Annotated in this window: 19 protein-coding genes; 12 read left to right on the forward strand and 7 right to left on the reverse strand. The window is 36.7% G+C overall.

All coding sequences use genetic code 11. The features are described 5' to 3' along the window. The first annotated feature begins 526 nt into the window (after positions 1–526). Both LS41612_RS07075 and LS41612_RS07080 read left to right on the forward strand, forming a co-directional pair. A complete protein-coding gene (locus tag LS41612_RS07075) occupies positions 527–730 on the forward strand; it encodes a cold-shock protein (RefSeq protein ID WP_024363221.1) in 204 nt (67 codons plus the stop codon). 395 nt (positions 731–1,125) lie between these two features. Further along, entirely contained in the window at positions 1,126–1,539 is a 414-nt protein-coding gene (locus LS41612_RS07080; protein WP_024363220.1) for a YugN family protein, read from the forward strand. A gap of 172 nt (positions 1,540–1,711) precedes the next feature. On the opposite strand, the gene LS41612_RS07085 is transcribed toward LS41612_RS07080, so the two are convergent. Continuing rightward, positions 1,712–2,089 (reverse strand): NUDIX hydrolase, encoded by a 378-nt coding sequence (locus LS41612_RS07085; protein WP_051147746.1) that lies wholly within the window; start codon positions 2,087–2,089, stop codon positions 1,712–1,714. 243 nt (positions 2,090–2,332) lie between these two features. Here LS41612_RS07085 and LS41612_RS07090 point away from each other — a divergent pair, with 243 nt between their 5' ends. Beyond that, entirely contained in the window at positions 2,333–2,755 is a 423-nt protein-coding gene (locus LS41612_RS07090) for a universal stress protein (protein ID WP_024363219.1), read from the forward strand. Positions 2,756–2,899: 144 nt separating this feature from the next. Here LS41612_RS07090 and qoxD read toward each other — a convergent pair whose 3' ends face one another. From qoxD to LS41612_RS07120, 6 genes are all read right to left on the reverse strand, one after another. After that, positions 2,900–3,181, reverse strand: a complete 282-nt coding sequence (gene qoxD / locus LS41612_RS07095; protein ID WP_024363218.1) for a cytochrome aa3 quinol oxidase subunit IV — start codon at positions 3,179–3,181, stop codon at positions 2,900–2,902. Further along, positions 3,181–3,780: a cytochrome aa3 quinol oxidase subunit III gene (gene qoxC / locus LS41612_RS07100; RefSeq protein ID WP_024363217.1), complete on the reverse strand. Its 600-nt coding sequence runs from the start codon at positions 3,778–3,780 to the stop codon at positions 3,181–3,183. The genes qoxD and qoxC overlap by 1 nt, the downstream gene beginning before the upstream one ends. Before the next feature lies 1 nt (position 3,781). After that, entirely contained in the window at positions 3,782–5,725 is a 1,944-nt protein-coding gene (qoxB, locus tag LS41612_RS07105) for a cytochrome aa3 quinol oxidase subunit I (RefSeq protein ID WP_024363216.1), read from the reverse strand. 27 nt (positions 5,726–5,752) lie between these two features. Continuing rightward, the gene (qoxA, locus tag LS41612_RS07110; RefSeq protein WP_024363215.1) at positions 5,753–6,691 is read right to left on the reverse strand and encodes a cytochrome aa3 quinol oxidase subunit II; all 939 of its coding nucleotides are present in this window, start codon (positions 6,689–6,691) and stop codon (positions 5,753–5,755) included. Between the two features lie 768 nt (positions 6,692–7,459). After that, positions 7,460–8,302, reverse strand: coding sequence for a DUF2785 domain-containing protein (locus tag LS41612_RS07115; RefSeq protein WP_024363214.1), 843 nt, complete (start codon positions 8,300–8,302; stop codon positions 7,460–7,462). Positions 8,303–8,718: 416 nt separating this feature from the next. Continuing rightward, positions 8,719–9,186, reverse strand: coding sequence for a hypothetical protein (locus LS41612_RS07120; RefSeq protein ID WP_024363213.1), 468 nt, complete (start codon positions 9,184–9,186; stop codon positions 8,719–8,721). Positions 9,187–9,366: 180 nt separating this feature from the next. On the opposite strand from LS41612_RS07120, the gene LS41612_RS07125 reads away from it, so the two are divergent. The 9 genes from LS41612_RS07125 to LS41612_RS07165 all read left to right on the forward strand — a co-directional run bounded on the left by LS41612_RS07125 (position 9,367) and on the right by LS41612_RS07165 (position 23,601). Then, entirely contained in the window at positions 9,367–10,356 is a 990-nt protein-coding gene (locus tag LS41612_RS07125) for a DUF3196 family protein (RefSeq protein WP_024363212.1), read from the forward strand. Between the two features lie 273 nt (positions 10,357–10,629). After that, positions 10,630–11,919 (forward strand): trigger factor, encoded by a 1,290-nt coding sequence (gene tig / locus LS41612_RS07130; RefSeq protein ID WP_024363211.1) that lies wholly within the window; start codon positions 10,630–10,632, stop codon positions 11,917–11,919. Positions 11,920–12,521: 602 nt separating this feature from the next. Beyond that, complete coding sequence (gene clpX / locus LS41612_RS07135; protein WP_024363210.1) at positions 12,522–13,793, forward strand: ATP-dependent protease ATP-binding subunit ClpX; 1,272 nt, start codon at positions 12,522–12,524, stop codon at positions 13,791–13,793. 232 nt (positions 13,794–14,025) lie between these two features. Then, positions 14,026–16,350 carry an endopeptidase La gene (gene lon / locus LS41612_RS07140; protein ID WP_024363209.1) on the forward strand — a complete coding sequence of 775 codons (2,325 nt, stop codon included), beginning with the start codon at positions 14,026–14,028 and terminating at the stop codon, positions 16,348–16,350. 4 nt (positions 16,351–16,354) lie between these two features. After that, complete coding sequence (gene yihA, locus LS41612_RS07145; RefSeq protein WP_024363208.1) at positions 16,355–16,936, forward strand: ribosome biogenesis GTP-binding protein YihA/YsxC; 582 nt, start codon at positions 16,355–16,357, stop codon at positions 16,934–16,936. Positions 16,937–17,133: 197 nt separating this feature from the next. Further along, positions 17,134–17,307, forward strand: coding sequence for a YjfB family protein (locus LS41612_RS07150; RefSeq protein WP_080653334.1), 174 nt, complete (start codon positions 17,134–17,136; stop codon positions 17,305–17,307). A gap of 165 nt (positions 17,308–17,472) precedes the next feature. Beyond that, positions 17,473–19,125 (forward strand): hypothetical protein, encoded by a 1,653-nt coding sequence (locus tag LS41612_RS07155; protein WP_024363207.1) that lies wholly within the window; start codon positions 17,473–17,475, stop codon positions 19,123–19,125. A 79-nt stretch (positions 19,126–19,204) separates the two neighbouring features. Further along, complete coding sequence (locus LS41612_RS07160; protein ID WP_024363206.1) at positions 19,205–20,653, forward strand: S-layer homology domain-containing protein; 1,449 nt, start codon at positions 19,205–19,207, stop codon at positions 20,651–20,653. 17 nt (positions 20,654–20,670) lie between these two features. After that, positions 20,671–23,601: a VWA domain-containing protein gene (locus LS41612_RS07165; RefSeq protein WP_024363205.1), complete on the forward strand. Its 2,931-nt coding sequence runs from the start codon at positions 20,671–20,673 to the stop codon at positions 23,599–23,601. The last annotated feature ends 154 nt before the right edge of the window (positions 23,602–23,755 follow it).

Here is a 23,755-nt window from a genome sequence, read left to right on the forward strand (position 1 = left end):
TGATTGCAGTCAATCTAACACCTTTTTTGCTGCGCCATTGTTTGTTCGCTACAGCGGTGCTTTCCGCTCAGCACCGTAAGCCGCAACCCTCGTTAACGCGCGGAATGCCCGCGTCTTACATTGTGTGCTGTTCTGAGCAGGAGTCACAACCTCCGCTACCAACAACTAGTGAACCCTTCTATTGTTTTATTTATTGCAAAAGCAAGAATAGCTAAGTTCTTCATATAGCAAAAATGTTATGAACACCTTTCCTCTGTACCTTAAATTTTTTTAGTTATGTCCCAGCCTCTTTTGAAAAGATTTAAAAGAAGATGAATAAAGAAATTGAAAGTTGTTTATACTAGCACTAGACAAAAGAAATTTTGTAGTATATAATGAAATTAATAAGATCGTTTGCGAAGAAACAATGAATTCACATGTTACAAAGAGTAATCGTGTTATTTGTTCGGTACTTTTTGTAATATGTGAATTTTTTTCTTTTGAGGAAATCGGATATTATTAAATACAATTAATGGAGGTCATTTAAATGACACAACAAGGTACAGTAAAATGGTTTAACGCAGAAAAAGGTTTTGGTTTCATCGAAGTAGAAGGCGGAAATGATGTATTCGCTCACTTCTCAGCTATCCAAGGTGACGGTTTCAAATCACTTGACGAAGGTCAAAAAGTGGAATTCTCTGTAGAAGAAGGCCAACGTGGACCTCAAGCTACAAACATCGTTAAACTTTAATTTTTATTAAACTGACGATAGGCATCTTCAACGATGCTTAAGACTGTAGGCAAACCCAAAGCAATTTGGGATTTGTCTACAGTTTTTTTATTTCAGTGTCTTTTGAGATGACTGACAATAAACCTATTCATTGAAGCTTTCTAACAGCATGTATACGCTCTTCTAAACGTTGAATGATTCTTTCCCTTTATATGAAGAGAAAAGGTAATAGGGAGCGTAGAGAAGCGCTTAAAACATATCTGTACTTCTGGAAATGGTTTTATGCAAACAGAGAACTTAACTTTGCTTAAATAAATCGAGTTTAGAATAAAGAAATAAAAAACACTATGAATAAACTTGTTTGTATTTCGTGTCTTTAGGATAGACTGCAATCAACAGCAAAGGAGGGTATCTAATTGTTACAAATTGAATCTAATATCGTCGGAAAAGAAATAAGCTTTGGTTACTTACGTGATCATATTGAAAGACATGGTTTTACAATTGGAGGCAATTGGGAGTATCACAAAGGAAGTTTTGATACGATTTTATCGAGTGAGGGTGGAGAAACCATCTATTTGCGAGTGCCTTTTATTGTAACGCAAGGTGAACTAGATTTTTATGATGCACAAATTCGCTTTCAAAACCCATTTGTTATTAAACATGTAACGAATGTCGGATTGGATTATGATGAGGGCTCTTTGCTAGATGCAACGGGAGCGAGCCAATTCCAAACACCGCTTGATAAAGATGGCTATATACATGATAAAAGTAAATGGATAGAAGTTGGCGAAAAGGTAGTGGCTGATAAAGTTCTCCCTTATTTTCACTAGTCTTTACACCAATTGTTTTACGCTAGTCACACTTTTAAAAAGTAGTGGCTTTTATTATGCCTATGAACTTAGTGACAAATCTTCTTAAAATAGTTTTTTAATTTATAGTGGTCATGTATCGTTAAATGCCAGCTTGTTATATTGTACCTTGGTCGTAGTAGAGCGCGTGATTTTAATAAAGTTTGTCAATTCCTTCTCTATAATAAGGCATTCTACTGTTAGCAATTTCAATAGGTACCCATTCGATGTTGGTTATTTCATCGGGCAATGCTATTTCTTCAACTCCACTTATAACTTGCGCTTCAAAAGTGAAAAATAAAGCGTGATGATTCCTGCTTGTTAATTTTGATTCATTTACCGCGAGTAATTTACCTACTTCTACTAGATAACCTGTTTCTTCATGGACTTCACGGATTGTAGCTTCTATCAGCGTTTCATCTGTTTCCACTTTTCCACCAGGAAGCGACCAATGCCCTTCATGATTATGAACCATTAATATATGATAATCGACATTTTTAATTAATGCATAGACGACTTTAACTTCTTCCATTAGCCTCTCCTTGTCTATCTTCGTATAGTTAAATACATACATAATAGCGTATTGGAACATATTTGGAAAGGGCATATTGTGAATGGGTTATTTCGAGTCTTGGGTGAATGGAGATATAGTAGTAGACGGTCAATATCTTTATTTTACTAGTTATGCTACAGATAGAAGGGGGAATCCATTTTCTTTATGATATAATGATTGAGAAAACTCTGAATGTGTAAGAAAAGATGAGGGGGATTAATGATGGCTACGAATTATAAAAGAATCGCTGTAGCAATAGATTTTTCTGAACAGTCGTTGAAAGCGTGTGAGCGTGCGGTAAAATTGGCAAAAGAATATGGCGCAACATTACAACTAGTGAATGTGATTGATACGAAGTCGTTTGGTGCTATCACTGCATATGACTTAAAGTATGCAGAGAAATTGAAAGCGGAACATCTTACTAAAATCGAAAAGTTAAGATTAGAGGCTCAAACAGCCGGCGTAACAGAGGTATTGGCTGTTGTAGAAACGGGTTCACCAAAAAGCATTCTTACGCAACTGCCTGCTGTAGACTTAATTGTATGTGGTGCAACAGGCTTAAATCAGTTAGAAAAAATGGTCATCGGTTCAGTAGCGGAGCGTATTGTCCGTTTAGCTACATGTGATGTGCTAATCGTTCGCTAATACGAATTTAATGAACGTATAACAGCCTAGAGCAAGTTCACTATTTTTAAACAAACTAAAGCCAGTTTCGATATTTTCGAGACTGGCTTTTTTGTTGTATTTTAAAAGCCGAGAAAATGAGGATCATTTTCTCGGCCATTTTTATTAGTAACCCCAGATCATTGCAAATAATGTACCAAGGATTGTCACAACAGCTACGAATACTGAATATAGAATTGTTGTATATAACGTTTTCTTATCTTCAGATTCACCGATGTGCATGAATAATACTAATTGAACAGTTGCTTGCGCAAGTGCAGTCACTACTAGGATTGCAAATGCCATATTGTAAGACATATCAAATTTCACAACTGCTAAAGCGATAATTGTTAATAATAGTGAGAAGCCGAAGCCCATCACATGTTGTTTTGGGAATAGTTCCTTCATCAGCTAATCAGTCCTTTCAAGTAGACGAAGCTGAAGATGAAAATCCAAACTACGTCTAGGAAGTGCCAGTACAGTGAGAAGATAAACGCTTTGTTAGCCGTTTGTGGGTTTAAGCCACGTTTTGCTACTTGGATTAAAATTGCAACGCCCCAGAAGAGACCAAAAGTTACGTGGGCACCGTGCGTACCAAGTAAAGTCATTAATGAAGATAAAAATGCACTTGTTGTAATTGTTGCACCTTCATGAACATAAGTGACGAACTCGTCAATCTCAATAACTAAGAAGCCAAGACCTAAGATAAGTGTAATGATGAAGAATGTCATCATTGCTTTTTTGTTGCCAAGGCGCATAGCATGAACGCCAAGACCGATTGTAAAACTACTTGCTAGAAGTAGGAATGTTTCTAGTAATACTGGTGTTAACTCGAAAATCTCAGCACCATTCGGGCCACTGCCTGTACGATTGTGAAGCACAAAGTAAACAGCAAAGAGTGTAGCGAATAACATGATTTCGGCGCCAAGGAAAACCCAGAATCCAAAAATCTTTAAGCGGTTTTCTTCTGTACTATATTCTAATGGAAGTGAAGAATCGATTTTCATATTATTTATCACCTCTCAAACTTTTTTCAGTTTCCATAATTTCTTCAACTGAAATGTAACGACCATGATCATCTTCAAATGAACGATGAGCCATGAAGCCAAATACAACAAGCATGCTGATGATGGCTGGAATCCAAAGACTAAATACTGCGAAGAATGCTGCTAGGAATAAGAAACCACTTGTCCAGAAAGGCGTACCTGTGTTGTTAGGCATGTGGATTTTCTCGATTTTACCTGCAGTAATATCGCGACCTTCTTTTTTCGCAAACCAGAACTCATCTAAACGTGTAATTGTTGGTACTACTGCAAAGTTGTATTCAGGAACTGGAGAATGAGTAGCCCATTCTAATGAACGACCATCCCACACATCTGCTTTTTCGTTACGTGGCATATGTTTCCAGCTGTAGTAAATGTTATAGCAAATTAACGCAAAGCCGACTGCAAGTCCAAGTGCACCGATGAACGATAGCAAGTTAAGTGGACCGTAACCAGTAGATTCAGAGTAAGTGTACATACGACGAGCGTAACCATCTAAACCTAAAATGAATAGAGGGAAGAACGCTACGTTGAAGCTGATAGCGATAAACCAGAAACCAGCTTTCCCTAATTTCTCATTTAAACGGAAACCGAACATTTTTGGCCACCAGAAGTGGTAACCTGCAAGTACACCAAATACTGTACCTGGAATTAATACATAGTGGAAGTGGGCAACTAAGAACATCGTATTATGATATTGATAGTCGGCACTTGCCATTGCGAGCATTACACCTGTAACCCCACCGATTGTGAAAATCGGGATAAAGCCAAGTGCATAAAGCATTGGGGTAGTAAATTGAATCTTACCGTGCCTCATTGTGAGCAACCAGTTGAACATCTTAACCCCGGTTGGAACAGCAATCGCCATTGTTGTAATAGAGAATACACTGTTTACCATAACGCCGTGACCCATTGTATAGAAGTGGTGGGCCCATACTAAGAATGATAGTAATGAAATAACAACCATACTCATTACCATTGATTTGTAACCGTATAAGTTTTTACGAGCAAATGTTGCAATGACTTCAGAGAAAATACCGAAGGCAGGAAGAATAACGATGTAAACTTCAGGATGTCCCCAAACCCAGAATAGGTTGGCCCAAAGCATGTCCATACCGCCATCTGTCATCGCAAAGAATTTTGTACCGAATTGACGGTCTAACATCATTAATGCAAGTGCTACAGTTAATACTGGGAATGCAAATACGATAATAACGTTTGTAATTAAAATTGACCAAGTAAACATTGGCATTTTCATTAAAGTCATACCAGGAGCACGCATTTTAAAGATAGTCGTGATGAAGTTAACACCAGTCAATAACGTACCAATACCTGATAATTGTAGTGCTAAAGAATAATAGTTGTTCCCAACAGTTGGACTAAATTCTGTACCCGCTAATGGGAAATAAGCTGTCCAACCTGAATCTGGTGAACCACCAATAATGAATGATAGGTTCAGTAAACCACAACCTGCTGCGAATGCCCAGAAGCTGACAGCGTTTAGACGTGGGAACGCAACGTCACGTGCACCGATTTGTAATGGAATAACGATGTTCATTAAACCGATAACAAATGGCATCGCCATGAATAAAATCATGATTAAACCGTGCGTAGTGAAAATCTCATTATAGTGTTGTGCATCAAGTAGTCCGTTATCAGGGACTGCTGTTTGTGCACGCATTAAAAGTGCGTCGATACCACCGCGGAATAGCATTAAAAGTGCAACGGCGATATACATAATACCGATTTTTTTATGATCGACTGTTGATAGCCAGTTTTTATAGAAGTAGCCCCATTTTTTAAAATACGTAAGGCCTGCTACGACAACTACTGCACCAACTACGATACTAATAGCTGCGCCTAAAATCATCGGTTCTTGCAGTGGATGGAATAATTCTTCCATACTCATAGGATGCGCTCCTTTCAAATTTGGAAATTAGTGTGAATGTGTTTCGGCATCTTTTTTGGAATGGTCCATATTTTCATGGTTCATATCTTCGTCAGACATGTCCATGTCACCATGGTCCATACCCCCCATATCCATATCACCATGTGCCATTGGTGCAGGGCTGAAATCTAAGTGAGTAGAAGAGTAGCTTGAACGACCTACATGTTCAGCTGCTAATAATTCTTTGAATTTTTCTTCAGTTAATGGTTTTTCGTTCGCTTTTACGTCTTTAACCCATTGATCGAAGTCTGCTTGTGTCATAGATTGTGCTTCAAATTCCATTTCCGCAAATCCACGACCATTAAAGTTTGAGTTACGTCCCATGAATGAGCCAACTTCATCAGCTGCAAGGTGAATAGTTGTTAACATGTCACTCATCGCATATTTTTGACCCGCTAACTGTGGAATCCAGAAACTTGTAATTGGTCCGAATGAATACAGTTTGAATTCAATAGGACGATCTGTTGGAATGTTTACATAGTTCACAGTTTCAATACCTTGCTCTGGATAGCTGAAGTGCCATTTCCAGTTTGAAGATGCTGCATAGATAACTAGTGGTTCTTTATTGTCATAACCTTCTGGTGTTGTTTCTACCGTACTAGTAGTTTTTACAGTAACAATTGCTAGGAATGCTACGATAATAATAGGAATAACTGTCCATGTAATTTCTAGTACATGACTACCTTCTTCATGAGGTGGCTCATAATCGGCAGAAGCTTTTGATGCACGGTATTTTGTTAGCATAAATGCAAAAAGCACATACACGACTAGTAAAATAACTGCCATTGTAATAATGGATAAAATAATTGTGTTTGATAATGTTTGAGCATTTGGTCCTTTTGGATTGAAAACAGTTAATGGTTCACAACCAGAAAGGATTGCGATAGCGCCAAATGCTAATAACATTAAGCTAAATTTTTTATTCATGTTTGACTCCTTTCTATAAAACGGCTATTCATAAATTTCATGTGTAGTAGTATTGATTCACATTTATAAATAGTGGGTATTGAGGTCACCTCTTTTATCTGATGTACCAATCAAATACGTTTGCATTAACAATGACAATGGCATGGTTCAATATGAAGCATTAAGTCTAGTAAATGATTGGTCTTTTGCAAGCGTTCACAAACATGATGATGTATGCACCATAAAATGGACAATTCTTCAATGTAGATGGTCGCATCATGTCTTTGTTTGCATATAGGATTATACGCCCGCAGCACCAGAAAAAAAAATATTTAATTATAGAACTGATAATGAATAGGGGGTGATTATGAACATTTTTTGAACAAAAAAAGCTATTTTACTATTGGTATTTTAAGGTTTTGTTAAATTAACACTGTATAAACGTTGAAAATACTGCGTTTGTCGTATTTAACTAAGTAAACAAATTTTTTGTGAAAATTATCATTTCACATTTTAGACGATGTTTTGTAATAAAGTCCATGATGCGACTGTGTTTTTGATACATTTTAGTTGCGTTTTATCTAAAAAAGGAGTATGAGAAAAGTCGGTTTTAGGTACCTGAAAGGATAAATTTTCTATGTAAGGGATGATTATAAAGGGGTATATTGGAACATTGTTGAAATTATGTTAACATAATTAAACGATTTGAAAAATTAACAAATATTAGTATATTAATATTAGTATTCGAAAAAAAGAACATCCAAATGCGTTGGATGTTCTGTCCTTCATTTAGGAACCGAGCTTCAACCACTTTGCAATTTGCAAATACAGTGTGTTTTGAAGTTTTGGTGCTAGGTTATTCATTTTTAAAGCGAAATACAAAGTCTTCATTGCGTTCAATGTACAAGTACGCCCACTAAAAAAGCGTTGATTATAGCCTTGTGTTACTAAATGCATTTCGAATTTATCAAAAACTTGCTCTACCCATTCGGATAGTGCTTCCTCAGAATAATTCCTTGCTAATAATGCTTCAATTATATTGACTAAGCGTTCTTCCTCGTCGTTGATGAAAACAACATCTTTCCAAGTTACTAGTTTGAATGCATGTAAAATAGAAGGAGCGTGTTGCAAATCAAATTTCGGATGTTTAATTGTTATTGCCGCTAAATCTGCTCCGTGTGCAACACTGTGTGCCCAGCCTTTACCTTCTATATAACCTCTTGTATCATTTTCAAGTAACAAATAACGCCCTATTTTTTTAAAGAAAGATTGTAAGCTTGCGTCATCTAAAATAAGGAGTTCACTATCTTTTGCCAAAATGCTCGCTACTAGTAAAGCTGAAAAAGAGCGGGTGAAAACACTATCCGTCATTTGTTCTCCAATGTTAGCGTATAAGAAATCTTCACCGGTTGCTGTGTCAAATAAATATTGTAGTTGCTGAGCGCTTAGTAAATTATCACTCAATAAGTCGATAAATATTCTATAGATAAGGTGATCGCGTAGTTCTGCGTCTGTTGAACCGATATGCGCTAACATTTCCTTTAGTAGCCATTCGCCCTCCTTGTTAAAAAATGCTTGTCGTGCTGATAGGGTCATAGATGAAAATGTTTGTAATGTTTCTTTAATCTCCATGATGAATGCCTCCAAAAATAAATCTCTCGTTCATTATACATTTTTACTCAAGAAATTTGTCTGTAGCGAATTATTTAATGGTTACTTTCACAATAGGAATACCGCAATCTAAAGAAAGCTGATATGATAATAGCGCAAAGGCTGGACAACCATCGTTGATGCACGACAAAAAGACATACTTGTAGTATGCCCAAGGTTCGGTTAAATGTAGTTTTAATGTATAAGACAGGAGTTTAGCTCGTCCTAACGTTTATGATGTTATTTTCATTGCAAGTTTCTCCCTATGTGAGAGCGTAGTTTAAGGTTCCTCGTATGTTTCACTTTATGGGAGAGGGGAAACGCTATTGTAGGCAGAAGTCAAACAACCCTATTATCACTTTATACTCGATATACATAAACGGAATTAGTTTTGCTTCCTATAAAATAACAGCCGATTTGATGCCGAGTGGCCATTCAATCATTGTATTTTGATTTGTTTTTAATTCCATAAGGATACTAGCATTTTTGATGGCATCTAAAAGCCACTCACTATAATAGAGAGTGGGATGAGGATGCTGTAAAATACGTTTCATATCATTAGTGTCAATTTGCAAAAGTTTATAGTTGCATTCAATATGAACGCTTTGGGGAATAATAAAAAGTGACGCTTGATGTTGATGGCCAATAGAGATGGAGCCAGGAATATTCCCATGCATACTTGTAATATGTGTCGTTGCTTCTTTTGTAAATGTATTTAATTTTGTCTGTGTAAAAAATTCAAAGTCAATTGAATAATCTTGTAGCGGACCGTGTGCTGTCGTAATTGATATAACTTTAATAGATAATTCCTCAAAAACGGGGGAGATGCGACTTTCAAATTCCATGATTGTATCCATTAATGGCATGTATTACACTCCTTGTGAACAACTTGTATTGGTCTTGCTGACAATGAATATAGCAATGTCTGTTATGAATGAAAAAATATGGGTATTATTAATTATAATTCAATTTATTACAAAATATGAATAGAAATTCAATAGTTTTTGTTAAAAATAAACAATTAGTAAATCTAAAGAGGTGAGAAAATGACAAAGCATAAGCGTCATGTTATTAAACATGACAATATTGTTGTTTTTCCTGGTGCCATCCAAACATTAATTCGAGAGGGTCATATGTTTGCGGAAAAATACCAATATGAAGATGCGGTCGCATGCTTTGAAAAGGCGTTTTTATATGAAAGTGGAGATGAAAAAGCCTTATGTGCCTATGCCTATGCTTTATATGAGCTGAAGGGTTATGTGAAGGCAAAAGAAGTGTGTGAACAACTGCTAGCTCTAGGCACCTCAATGTATGTGGAAGTAATGGAACTATACATTACAATATGTATGCAGTTGAAGGAATACCATCAAGTGGAGTCCATAATAACTACTTTGATAGAAGAAAAAGTACTTCCTGAAGCACAACTAGAAAAATTCGAACGCTTAAAAAGTATAAATAGTGAAGTGGCTAAAAAGCTTCAACAAAGAGAGGCTGTACAAGAACTTATTGAAGAACAAGAATATGACTTGGAGAAGTTTAGTGCACTAACACCAAATGAACAATCGTTGCGACTGCATCGTTTAATGGATACGAATGTACGACAATTAAAAAAACCCTTAAAGGCTATTATCGAATGTGCTGATATCCACCCATTTGTGCAAAGTCTTGCGTTAATATTACTTGTTGAGCAAGAAGTTTCGATTGATATCATCGTTTCAAAATTTAAACAAACAAAAACGGTCAATCCAATACATCTGGCACTGCCAAATCAATTAAAACAATATAATGACATAAAAAAAATTATCGAATCTAAATTAGAACAAGACCCATCAACGTTGGAAATGGTACAATATTTAATGGCTAAGCATGCTATTGTTACTTATCCATTTGAATGGTTTCCTTTTGAAGCCGATGATATTGCATATAGCTATATAGATTTTGTACAATCGATGCTTGGTAAGGTTCAGGAAATGGACTATGAAATCATTGACTTTTTACAAATGTTAGAAAAACTAACAGAACTCCATGAAGTATGAAATAAGTTGAAACTATACGCATCTATGATATACTAAAATGGTTGTCAAAATCGTAGTTACGAATAAATTGTCTAACATTTAAAATTGATCAACCCAATCCTCTACTTCACATGAGTAGGCGGATTTAATGTCAATGGCTTTAACTTTCTAGTAGGGTATGAAAACTTGAGCTAAATGTTAAGTCGCTGGCATATGTTGCGGATTTTTCAAACAAATCCGGACGCAATTACGTCAAGCGTGATTGAAATTAGATTATTTTGGAGGTATTTATACATGTCAGCAAAATGGGAAAAACAAGAAGGTAATATCGGTACTCTAACAATTGAAGTACCAGCTGCAGAAGTAGACGCAGCGATGGACCAAGCATTCAAAAAAGTTGTAAAACAAATTAACGTACCAGGTTTCCGTAAAGGTAAAATGCCTCGTAAAATGTTTGAACAACGTTTTGGAATTGAATCTTTATACCAAGATGCTTTAGAAATCATCGTTCCAGATTCTTATGCAAAAGCAATCGACGAAGCTGGTATTATGCCAGTTGATTACCCAGAAATTTCTGGTACAGAAAACTTCGTACATGGTCAAGATTTCTCATTCACTGCACAAGTAACAGTGAAACCAGAACCAAAACTTGGCGACTACAAAGGCTTAGAAGTTACGAAACTTCCAGTTGAAGTAACAGACGAAGAAGTTGAAGCGCAAATCCAAGAGCAATTAGCTCGTAAAGCTGAACTTGAAATCAAAGAAGATGAAGCGATCGTAGAAGGCGACACAGCGGTAATTGACTTTGAAGGTTTTGTAGGTGAAGAAGCGTTTGAAGGCGGAAAAGGCGAAGATTACCCATTAGAAATCGGTTCAGGCTCATTTATTCCTGGATTTGAAGAGCAATTAGTAGGTGTGAAAGCTGGCGAAGCAAAAGACGTTGTTGTAACTTTCCCAGAAGAATACCACGCTGCTGAATTAGCTGGTAAAGAAGCTACTTTCAAAGTGACTGTAAAAGAAGTAAAAACAAAAGTACTTCCAGAGCTAAACGATGAGTTTGCAAAAGAATTAGATCCAGAAGTTGAAGGCGTAGAAGCATTACGTGCAAAAATTAAAGAACAAACAGCATCACAAAAACAAGCTGAATCAGACGCTACACTTCGTGATGAATTAGTAGAAAAAGCTGCTGACAATGCAGAGTTTGAAGTACCAGCTGGAATGGTTAACTCTGAAACAGATCGCATGTTACAAGAGTTCGGTCAACGTTTACAAACGCAAGGTATGAACCTAGAGCTATACTACCAATTCTCTGGTCAATCAGAAGAAGATTTACGTGGTCAAATGAAAGAAGAAGCTGAAAGCCGTGTACGTGTTTCATTAACACTTGAAGCAATCGCTGACGCTGAAAAAATTGAAGCTACTGAAGCTGACATCGAAGCTGAATTAGAAAAAATGGCAGCTCAATTCAATATGACGAAAGAACAAATTACTGGTGCACTAGGCGGTACTGCTGTTCTTGAAAATGATATCAAAATCCAAAAAACAGTTGAATTTTTAGTAGAAAACGCTAAAATTACTGAATAAGATTTTTTAACGTAACTAGATAGAAAAATTAAGAAAACAAGGTACGGCGTTAAACCGTGCCTTGTTTTATCACACATAGCTTTTTAGTTTAGACTAAAGGGGCCCCAACCTCTCAAGGTCGAGGAATGAAAAAATCCAATTTTTACTAACTGTTATGCTTTTGGAGGCAACTTTAGTTAATATCTTATACATAGTATTGTTGTTTAATTTTTTACACGATGCTAAACTTTAACTTCATTGTAGTAAAGCCGACAAGTAGCAGTAGTATAGTGTCTCCGTTAAAATGGAAGAAGAACGCACTTAGGTTTTACGACTGAGGGAGCTAAAACCTCGAAAATGAAGCTGAAAAATCAGACAGTTGTCATGGGTTCGTCTGAAAGCTCGCATCAACACGAATTATTTGCAGAAAAGCAAGTAGAGAGCCATTAATGTTTTTGCGCAAATGCTGCAATTACTTAGCTAACTGGTAGATCGTTTGAATAGACTTGAAAATAATTCAAAATTTAGATGCATTTGCGCCATGACGTAAATGTTGCAATCAATTTATTTGATAATGATTCAATAATCTTGTAAGATTGTAGCTTGAATAGGGGTGAAACATATTGTTCAAATTTAATGATGAAAAAGGCAATTTAAAATGCTCATTCTGTGGGAAGCCGCAGGAACAAGTACGTAAATTAGTTGCAGGTCCTGGTGTTTATATTTGTGATGAATGTATCGAACTTTGTTCAGAAATCGTTGTAGAAGAACTAGGTGTTGAGGAAGAAATCGATTTCCAAGATATTCCGAAACCGAAAGAAATCTTATCGATTTTAAATGAGTATGTTATTGGACAAGAGCGTGCTAAAAAAGCCTTAGCGGTTGCGGTTTACAATCACTACAAACGCATCAATACAAACAGTAAAATTGATGATGTAGAATTAGCAAAATCGAACATTGTGTTAATCGGCCCAACTGGTAGCGGTAAAACATTATTAGCTCAAACATTAGCACGTATATTAAACGTTCCATTCGCAATTGCAGACGCTACTTCTTTGACAGAAGCTGGTTATGTAGGTGAAGACGTTGAAAATATCTTATTAAAATTAATCCAATCAGCAGATTATGATATCGAACGTGCAGAAAAAGGGATTATCTATATTGATGAAATCGATAAAGTTGCACGTAAATCAGAAAATCCATCGATTACACGTGATGTTTCTGGAGAAGGTGTCCAACAGGCATTGCTAAAAATTTTAGAAGGTACTGTTGCAAGTGTGCCTCCTCAGGGCGGACGTAAACATCCACACCAAGAGTTTTTACAAATTGATACAACAAATATTTTATTTATCGTAGGCGGAGCATTTGATGGTATTGAATCCATCATTAAACGTCGTCAAGGTGAAAAAGTGATTGGTTTCGGTTCAGATCCTAATAAAGTTGAAGTGGACGAAGGTTCATTAATGTCGAAATTAATTCCTGAAGATTTGTTGAAATTTGGTCTAATTCCAGAATTCATCGGTCGTTTGCCAGTACTTGCAAGCCTAGAACAATTGAATGAGGCTGCACTTGTACAAATTTTGACGGAACCAAAAAATGCGCTAGCGAAGCAATATCAAAAAATGCTTGAACTAGATGGTGTTGAGCTTGAGTTTGATGAAGGTGCCCTTTCTGAAATTGCAAAGGAAGCAATTGAGCGTAAAACAGGTGCACGTGGTCTTCGTTCAATTATTGAGTCAACAATGCTTGAAGTAATGTACGAATTACCTTCACGTGATGACGTGAAAAAATGTATCATTACGGCAAAAACAATTACGGATAAAGAGAAACCGAAATTGCTTCTTGAAGATGGCACTGAACTCGATGAAGGTAGCGACACAAAAACTTCAGCATAATAAACAGACAAAGCTGTCTATTGTTATGAGAAAAAGAGTAACTTAGCTGACTTCGATTGTGCAATGTTCGCACATATCGAGAGTCAGCTTTTTATTCATACATAAAGCCGGCGACTGTAAATAGATGAAATTTTTGGCTCGTTTGAATAGATAGTGTGAATCGGTTTTTTAAACACATACTAGAAGCGCGGGATTGTGAACAAGAAAATTTTTGACGGAGGTGAATACCCGCATGGTAACAATTCAAAAAACAACAAATGTACCATTATTGCCTTTACGTGGACTTTTAGTATACCCGTCGATGGTGTTACATATTGATGTGGGTAGAAATCGTTCTGTAGCGGCGCTTGAACAAGCAATGTTAGAGGACCAATTGATTTTATTGGTGACACAAAAAGAAATGCACGATGAACAGCCAGAAGAACAGGATTTATATCAAGTCGGTACGATGGCGTATGTAAAGCAAATGCTTAAATTGCCAAACGGCACACTACGTATTTTAGTTGAAGGTGTTGCGCGTGCAACTTGGTCTAATTATCAAGCATTAGAGAAATTTACAGTTGTTGATATTGATGTAAAAGAGGATAAAGTTGAGAAAGATGTGGAAACGCAAGCCTTAATGCGTACATTGTTAACGTATTTTGAAAGATACGCTAAATCCTCCAACAAAATCACGACAGAAACGATTAATACAGTGGCTGATATTGAAGAACCAAGCCGCCTTGCTGATATTATAGCCTCTCATTTACCAATCAAAATTGCGGATAAACAAGAAGTTTTAGAAATGTTAAATGTTAAAAAACGTTTAGATCATTTAATTATTCGCTTGCATGATGAACAAGAGGTGCTGGACCTTGAAAAGAAGATTAATACGAAAGTAAAGCAATCGATGGAGCGTACGCAAAAAGAATATTACTTACGCGAACAAATGAAAGCTATTCAAACAGAGCTAGGGGATCGAGAAGGAAAAACTGGTGAAGTTGCGGAATTGCGTAAACAAATCGATGAAACAGGCATGCCTGATTCGACAAAAGAAGCGGCATTAAAAGAGCTTGATCGATATGAAAAATTGCCGAGTGCTAGCGCGGAAAGTGGTGTTATTCGCAATTACATTGACTGGTTAGTATCCTTACCTTGGACAAAGGCAACCGAGGATCGAATGAATATTACGCATGCTGAGGAAATTTTAAACCGCGATCATGATGGGTTAGATAAAGTAAAGGAACGTGTGCTAGAATATTTAGCTGTGCGTCAGTTAAAAAATTCATTACGTGGTCCAATTCTTTGTTTAGCTGGCCCTCCAGGTGTAGGTAAAACTTCATTGGCACGTTCAATTGCAGAAAGTTTAGATCGCAAATTTATTCGTATTTCTTTAGGTGGCGTGCGCGATGAATCTGAAATTCGCGGACATCGTCGTACGTATGTTGGTGCTATGCCAGGTCGTATTATTCAAGGGATGAAAAAAGCAGGTACGATTAATCCGGTATTTTTACTTGATGAAATCGATAAAATGTCTAATGATTTCCGAGGAGACCCTGCAGCGGCAATGCTAGAAGTGTTGGACCCTGCGCAAAACAACACATTTAGCGACCATTACATTGAAGAACCATACGATTTATCTAACGTTTTATTCATTGCGACAGCCAATGATTTAAGTACAATCCCTGGGCCTTTGTTGGACCGTATGGAAGTTATCTCAATTGCTGGCTATACAGAAATTGAAAAGGCTCAAATTACAAAAAATCATTTGATACCAAAGCAATTAAAAGAACACGGCTTGAAGAAAACACAAGTTGTTATCAAAGATGAAGCGGTGCTGGATATCATCCGCTATTATACGCGTGAGGCGGGGGTTCGTGGCTTAGAGCGTCAAATCGCAACGCTATGCCGTAAAATCGCTAAAGTTATTGTGTCTGGGGAAAAGAAACGTGTTACTGTAAGTTCAAAATCGGTTATCGAATACCTTGGAAAACACCGTTTCCGCTATGGACAAGCAGAAGAGGAAAATCAGATTGGTGTGGCAACTGGGCTAGCGTATACAACCGTTGGTGGTGATACGTTGCAAATCGAGGTTTCTTTAACTCCTGGTAAAGGAAAAATACAGCTAACGGGGAAACTCGGAGATGTTATGAAGGAATCGGCACAAACTGCATTGTCCTATGTACGTACAAAAATAGAAGAACTTCATGTGGATTCGGAATATTTCGAGACACATGATATCCACATCCATGTACCAGAAGGCGCAGTACCAAAGGATGGCCCTTCAGCAGGTATTACGATGGCAACAGCAATAGTTTCTGCGATTTTACATCGCCCGATTCGTCGTGAAGTAGGCATGACAGGTGAAATTACATTACGTGGTCGCGTCCTACCAATTGGCGGTTTGAAAGAAAAAACATTAAGTGCACACCGAGCAGGCTTAACAACGATCATTTGTCCAAAAGATAATGAACGTGATATTGAAGATATTCCTGAAAGTGTACGCGAAAATTTAACATTTAAACTAGTGTCATCTGCTGATGAAGTATTAGCAATTGCACTAGACGGAGGTTTTTAAAGAAATGAAAGTCCATAATGTCGAAATGGTCATAAGTGCAGTAAGACCGGACCAATACCCAGAAGATGGACTGCCAGAATTTGCATTAGCAGGTCGCTCAAATGTTGGGAAATCATCTTTCATTAACAGAATGATTGGACGTAAAGCGTTAGCGCGTATTTCTTCTAAACCTGGGAAGACACAAACGCTAAATTTTTACAAAATCGAAGAACAACTGTTTTTCGTCGATGTTCCGGGATATGGTTATGCCAAAGTTTCAAAAACCGAGCGTGAAGCTTGGGGGAAAATGATTGAACGTTACATTACGGGCCGTGAAGAATTAAAAGCGGTCGTTCAAATTGTAGACTTACGTCATCCTCCAACTGCTGATGATCGTATGATGTATGATTTTTTAAAACATTACAGTATTCCTTGTATCGTTATTGCAACGAAGGCAGATAAAATTCCAAAAGGTAAGTGGGATAAGCATAAAAAAGTTGTCAAGGAAACATTAGATATGGATAAAAATGATCCGCTCATTGTGTTCTCTTCAGAAAAAGGTATCGGTTTTGAAGAAGCTTGGCGAACAATTGAAAATAAAATGTAAACTAAAAACATCTATTGCGTCTTATGTAGCACAGTAGATGTTTTTTGTTTTTATGTGGAAGCATTTCGTAGCGATTATTTTTCATGAAAAGCGCTTTGACACTTTTAATTACTAGCATGAAAGTTATGGACAAATATAAGAAAATTGCTTGATGAACGCTAAAATTAGCCGATAAATGAAATAGGAGGTGGACTAGAATGGATATTGCAGCTTTATCTATCGCAATGAATCAATCAAATCTTATGCAAAATGTCTCTTTAGCTGTTACAAAGCAAGCGATGGAGATGCAACAGCAAAACACTGAACAGTTAGTTGAAATGTTAGATGCTCCACATCCAACAGCCGGACATACAATTGATATCCAAGTATGATGTTGGCAGGGTAGCTTGAAATTGGAAGCTACCTCTTCCTTTATGTCTATGGTAGATTCGAAAAAATAGAAAAACATGTGAAAATGTAACTTTTTGAATAAGAAAAACTACCAATAATACGATATACTATTGATAAATAACAATTTTATAAGGAGGCGGGAATTGTTGAAGAAGATTCCATACATATTGATCGTTCTATGTTTAATGGTATTTAGTTTACCATCATTACCAACTGTTCAGGCCGCACAGTTAGTAACAGGAACCTTCGTAGATGTAACTTATTCAGAATATACGAATGCAAGTGGGCAAGTAGAAAAACAGCTAAGTAAAATCACTTTAGAAAATGCGAGTGGTCGCCAAGTCACATACAATATTAGCAATAGTGCCCGCCTGTACATCAATAATACGGAAACAACGATTGAAGGTTTTAAACTAGGTATGAAAGTAGAAGCTGAAATCTCGCTGCGTAGTGTAGTGGAACTTCGTGGTACTTCCAATACTACTGAGGAAACGACAACAGTCGCACAAAATCCTAAAACGATAGCTGGCGTAATCACAAGCATTGATCCTAATGGTATGTTCATTATGGTAAAGCCAGATGTCGGTAAAGAAACTACATATTATTTGAATAAGGATACAGCGTTTCAAAAAGCTTCCTCATCAGTTGATATTAGTGGACTGTATGTAGGAGATCGTGTAAAGCTTCATCTGAAAAATACAAGTACTTCGATTGTGACAAAAGTAGATATTAGTGAGACAGGAACATTAGTTGAAAATCTTTACAAAGGTGAAATACAATCGGTTAATATCAATGCGAACAAATTAACGGTTAAAAATCAAAATGCCTTTGTGAACTGGCAATTTGGTACAGCGTCAACAACTGCACTATCTACAATGAGTTTTTCTACAAAGGTTCCTATTTACGTTGGAAATACGAAAATAGAAAAAGGTCAGTTGAAAAATTATATTGGTAGTGAAGCATATTACGCGACAGTGAAGCAATTTGGTAAAGAGGTTATTGAGAAGATTGTTGTATTGAAAAATAATGAACGTACGTACTATGAGCCAATGATTGCAGTCGATACAGATTACCAATTATTAAAGCTGAAAAATGCGGGCACGCTGTACTTCCATGATGGATCAATTTTGATTCGCAATGGCCGTTTTGTTCAACCAACAGGATTATTAGCATATGGTACTGCGTTTGTTATTACTGACGGTACTGCTCGTGATCATTATGCACAAGTGGTGGATGTAACAAGCGATAGCTTTATGTCACCAAACTTAGCATCACATGAATTATATTATGGACGTTTAACTCAAGCGGATGGCTATTTAATTGAAATTGATGATGCAATGAAAATCGAATCAAATGTGTTCAAGAAAACAGATAAGACTGTACTATCTGTGAGTAATACGACAAAGGCAAAGGTTGATGATGGCAATAAAACATATAGTGTAATGCCAGATATTGAACTGTATTTATCAGAAGGGGATTACGGTTACTTCTATGTGAACAACGGGCATGTACAAGCTCTTCACATGTTAGATAATGCAAAACCAGTTGCTCCATTAATGCTAGTAGGTAAACTTCAGTCAGTAAAATCGACATATCCAGCTACTATTAATGTGAAAAGTGTGAGTCAATGGCAAAATGGTCGTTGGTATGAGGCAGGCCAAATGGTTGATATGAATATTGATCAAGCGACGCTTATTAAAGCAGGGAAAGTTATTCAACCATCTGATTTGAAACCTTCCGATCGTTTAGTCGTACTATCTGACCGTTTTGTAAAGGCACATTTCATTCTAGTAGATTAATAAGATGGAAGCTATCTCTCTATGTAGGGATAGCTTCATCTGTGCATATGCATGGGAAGAAAGAGAGGGAAAAAAACAGATGCGAAAACAGGTATTGAAAGTGCTGTTAGCGTTAATGATGGTGTTCGTTATGGGGACCAGCATACTAGCAGATGCTTCTGCCACATCGGTGGAAACAACTGGTGCGGTAAAAAATGAATATACATACGAAGAAGCCGTGTTCATTACTGGAACACCCATTATTTTTAAAGGGACGAGTAAAGATATTAAAATTACTCAAAAAGAATCAAAAGGGAAATTAACAGAAACGTATAGTTTAAAATTAACAGCAAGTAATGGCGCGACATTAACAAGAAATATAGCTTATGAATCAGATGTTGTTAACTATGCTACGATTGGGCAAAAGACCTCGAATGGTGTTGTGAAAAAGTACTCTGAGAAAATTGTAGTCGGCAAAATAACGTATACATTAGCAGACTACCAGTTTTCACAAGGAACTGTAACAGATAACCGCGCAGCATCTGATTATTATTCAGGAAATGTTATTTCAAGAAAAACATATACATTTCAGACAGGCTCTGGTAAGACTGCAAAAACAAATACAGTAATAATAGAAACAGATAGTCGTCATGCCGGGTACGAAAATTTCTGGGGAGCAACTGAAACGCAAATTACTGAATCTGTTTATTCGTACAGTGATGGCACAACAAGCCATGTGAAAAATCGCCTATCAACGAGCAAATCACGCGTGCTCAATTATGAGGAAAATCCAGGCAGTTTAGCAAGCTTTGATGGAGGCTATGCGGTCGTTAGTGAAAAGGACGTAATTTCAGAATATACGTATGATTTAGCTTCTGGACAAAAAGGCAAAGTGGATTTAAATACAGAATTTACGCCGACAATCGAACGTCTTATTATTCCGAAATTCCGTGACTTGTCGAATCATTATGCAAAAGCTGCTATCGAAAAACTATACTCATTAGGGATTTATTCCGATACAAGTAATTTCTTTTCACCAAATACGCCGATGAAACGAATTGACTTTACTATCGCCATTGGTAAAGCAGTTGACCTGCGTGTAATGGAAGAAAAGAATACGAAAAAAACATCAACAAGTGTCTTTAAAGATGTTAAACGTACGATGAAAGATTATGCCTATATTGAATCGGCAGTCAACAAAGGCATTATTAAAGGTGTGACACCAGATTATTTTAAACCAGATAATGCGATTACACGTGCGCAAGCTGCGGCAATATTTGTCCGTGCATTAGGGCTTGAAAACAAAGCGCCAGATCCTGGCTATGTTACAAAATTTAAAGATGATGCACAAATTCCTAACTATTCAAGAGATGGTATTTATATCGTCAATGAGCTTGGTCTTATGACAGGCGACCCTGTAACGGGCCGATTTAATCCAAACCAACCATTAACTCGTGCCCAAGCATCTGCTGTGCTTGAGCGATTCTTAAACTATTTAGAGAATGATTTAAAACAAAACTACCGAGATGATATATTATTCTTTAACTAATGAAAGGACTGAAAGGAATGCAATATGCGAAAAAGGCATTGCTATTATTGGCCTGTTTTGTACTAGCCTTTATGACTGTAACACCAATGGTCTCACTAGCTGCTACAACGATTCAAGATGTGCCGACAACTGATAGTAAATACAAAGCTATTTCTTGGGCAGTTGATAATGATTTATTAGCATTAAATGGTGCGAATAACTTTTTGCCAAACGAGCAAGTAACAGAGCGAGAGCTTGTCACAATGTTTGCAAAGCTTGATAAAAACTATGCGTTATCATATAACGAAAGTGTTGCCTATAATTTTTATAGTGATTTATATTTGCCATTCGAAGGTACACATGTAATGGCAAATCGTTCAAAAGCCATTACACGAGGTCACTTTGCACGTATATATGCTGCATTTAAAGGTTTAGATTTAGATGAACCACAGGCAGTACAATATTTATATACAAATGATATTTCAACTGGCAATACAGGCAAAAAAACATTTGCTGATTTTAATCCCTCTACGAAACTATCTCGTGGTGATGCAGCCGAGTTTTTATATCGTAGTGTACAAAACGGTTCCTTTGCTGTCCTAGGTTTGAAAAAATCTGCAGCAGGTCGTGATAATGATAAAGTAACTTTACCAGCAGGCTTTATGGGTTCGAATAGCGGAGAGTTTGAAGAACCGAAGGATAATGATAGTGATTTTACAGGTCCTGACTATGTCAATAATGCTCTGCAAAGTATTGAAGTTGAAAAACCAGATTTAATTGCAAACGGTGAGGATATGACGGCGATTACAGTATCTTTAAAGGCATGTAACGGTGACCCGATTGCTGATGATAAGTCCTATACGTTCCGTGTAACGTCTTCAGAGGGAGCTGATATTGTCAATTCAGCTGGTGAAGCTGTTCGCAACGTTCAATCGGACGGTTCAACTGTAACAGCGTTTGTTAAAGCGAAAAAGCTTACAAAATCAGTACGTGATACGATTAGTTTTGAACTTATTAACAACACAGACCCTAGCATGAAGTGTCTGGTTGGAGAAAAATTAAATGCACACGTGCGTTACGCGCCACAGCCAGAATTACGCATTGACTTTAAAGTGTATGACCCAACGAATACAGATGACAATGGTACTATAACACCACCTTATGTACAATATGAAAAGCCACCGGAGTTTTTCACTGAAAATGTAATTGATGTTTACGGTCCCGTGCCATTAAATCCTGATGCAGATGAAAAGCGTTTTAGTATTGGACAACAAACAAATGTTACCAATTCTCTAGGCGTTGTACAAAATATGTATTTACAATATGGTGGCGCCGATCCGAAGTATCCTGCTCTTGGATATGAGAATGCGATTTTACAATTTGAAAACTATAATATCTCTGTATATTTATTTGAAAAAATATTGAACGAGCGTTTAAAAGATTCTGTGACGACACCAGCGAAGACTGAGATTATGTATATGATTTCAGAGGATGGTCGTCCAATTTATCGAATCCAAGGAATCGATGATAATATTGCTTCACAAGTGGAAAATATCAATCCAGTAGGTACGATTATTCAGTTAATGAGTCCAAAATATATGCCAGAAGAAAAGAATTTAACATTAGAGCATTATGATAGTGTTATGAAAATTTATGCTATATTAACGGGCTTAAGTAATTATGAACGTACCGTATTATTAAAATACCAAGGCGGTAAATTACTAGGACAAGTAGAAGCTTATAAAAAACGTGTTGAGGCGTTAAAAGAAAGTGCAGATGCTGCGGCAAGACCATCTGGTAAGGACCGATATACACAAGTTATGGTAACGTTAGTTCGTCCAGGTGGAGAACCAATTACGGATTATCAAGGAACGGTAAAAATCAAATTTGATGGTGTAGAAAAAACGGCATCCTTTGTCACAAATACTTCGGATTATTTGAATAATACAGGTGGGCCAGGGACTGCAGTCGCTTACTTTGACTCGATTATTTATGGGAAATCTAAAATAGAAGCTACTCTTGTCAATAAAGTTGACCCACGTTATGCAACAATATTGAAGTCTATTACAGATAAAACGATTACAAAAGAAATTTTTACAAATCCTTACTTTAGTAAAAATGCTTGTAGTTTAGCAACTGAAGTCGCATATGTAGTTGATTACTCTTCTTCTATGAAACGTATCGACCAAACGAATTATCGCGGTACAAAAATGATGGAAGTAATCAATCAAATTCAGGCGAAAAATAATATTGTCATTGAAACGAACACAAGTGCAACTGTATTAGGTGAAGGCAGTACAGATAATGTCTTAAAGAAAGACCTGTATCGTACATCGACGGATAAGGGAGCTACAGATATTTTTACGGGTATAGAATTAGCTCTTACTAAATTCTCAAATGATACAAAAACTTCTAAATCCATTATTGTTGTATCTGATGGAAAAACAAGTAAATCAAAAATGACAAAAGTAATTAATGATGCGAAAAAGAAAGGCATCAAAATTTACACTGTAAGTATGGGTAAGAAAAACCAAATTAATGAGGCAATTCTGACACAAATGGCTACGGAAACAGGTGGCACATATTATCATGCAATTGATAATTACCAGTTCCATCAGGTCGCTCAAAAAATAATTGATGCGATTCTATGTAAAACTGCGCCTTCAAGCTGTATCAACCCTGATGATTTATTTGAGGAAGCGACAGTATCCATCCGAAAAGGATATATTACGATGAATGCAAGAATTGATAGTAATTGTCCAAATGTTGCAAATGTCGTTGTTCGTTATTCCTCTGTCAGCGGTGATGTTCAATTTGATCTTAAAAAGCGTAGCGATAGTGTGTTTATGTTGACGAAAAATGTTCAAACTATGGTTGACTTTAAAGTCAATGGCGACATCGAGTTTTTAGCTTATGATAAAGACGGAAAAGTAATTTCGCAAAAAACTGTTAAAATTACAAATTCATAAAAGTGCTCAATGAGGAGCGATTCGACTGTAGACGACTAGATGCAAGTTTTAGTTTGTCTACAGTTTTTTCTATTGTGTAAAAGAGTTCAATGCCATTTTTAGAGAAAGCTATCTAGCAGACCATTCTATTTTTGAACTTTCCTTGACATAGCGA

The sequence above is a fragment of the Lysinibacillus sphaericus genome (assembly GCF_002982115.1).
Classification (GTDB): Bacteria; Bacillota; Bacilli; order Bacillales_A; family Planococcaceae; genus Lysinibacillus; species Lysinibacillus sphaericus.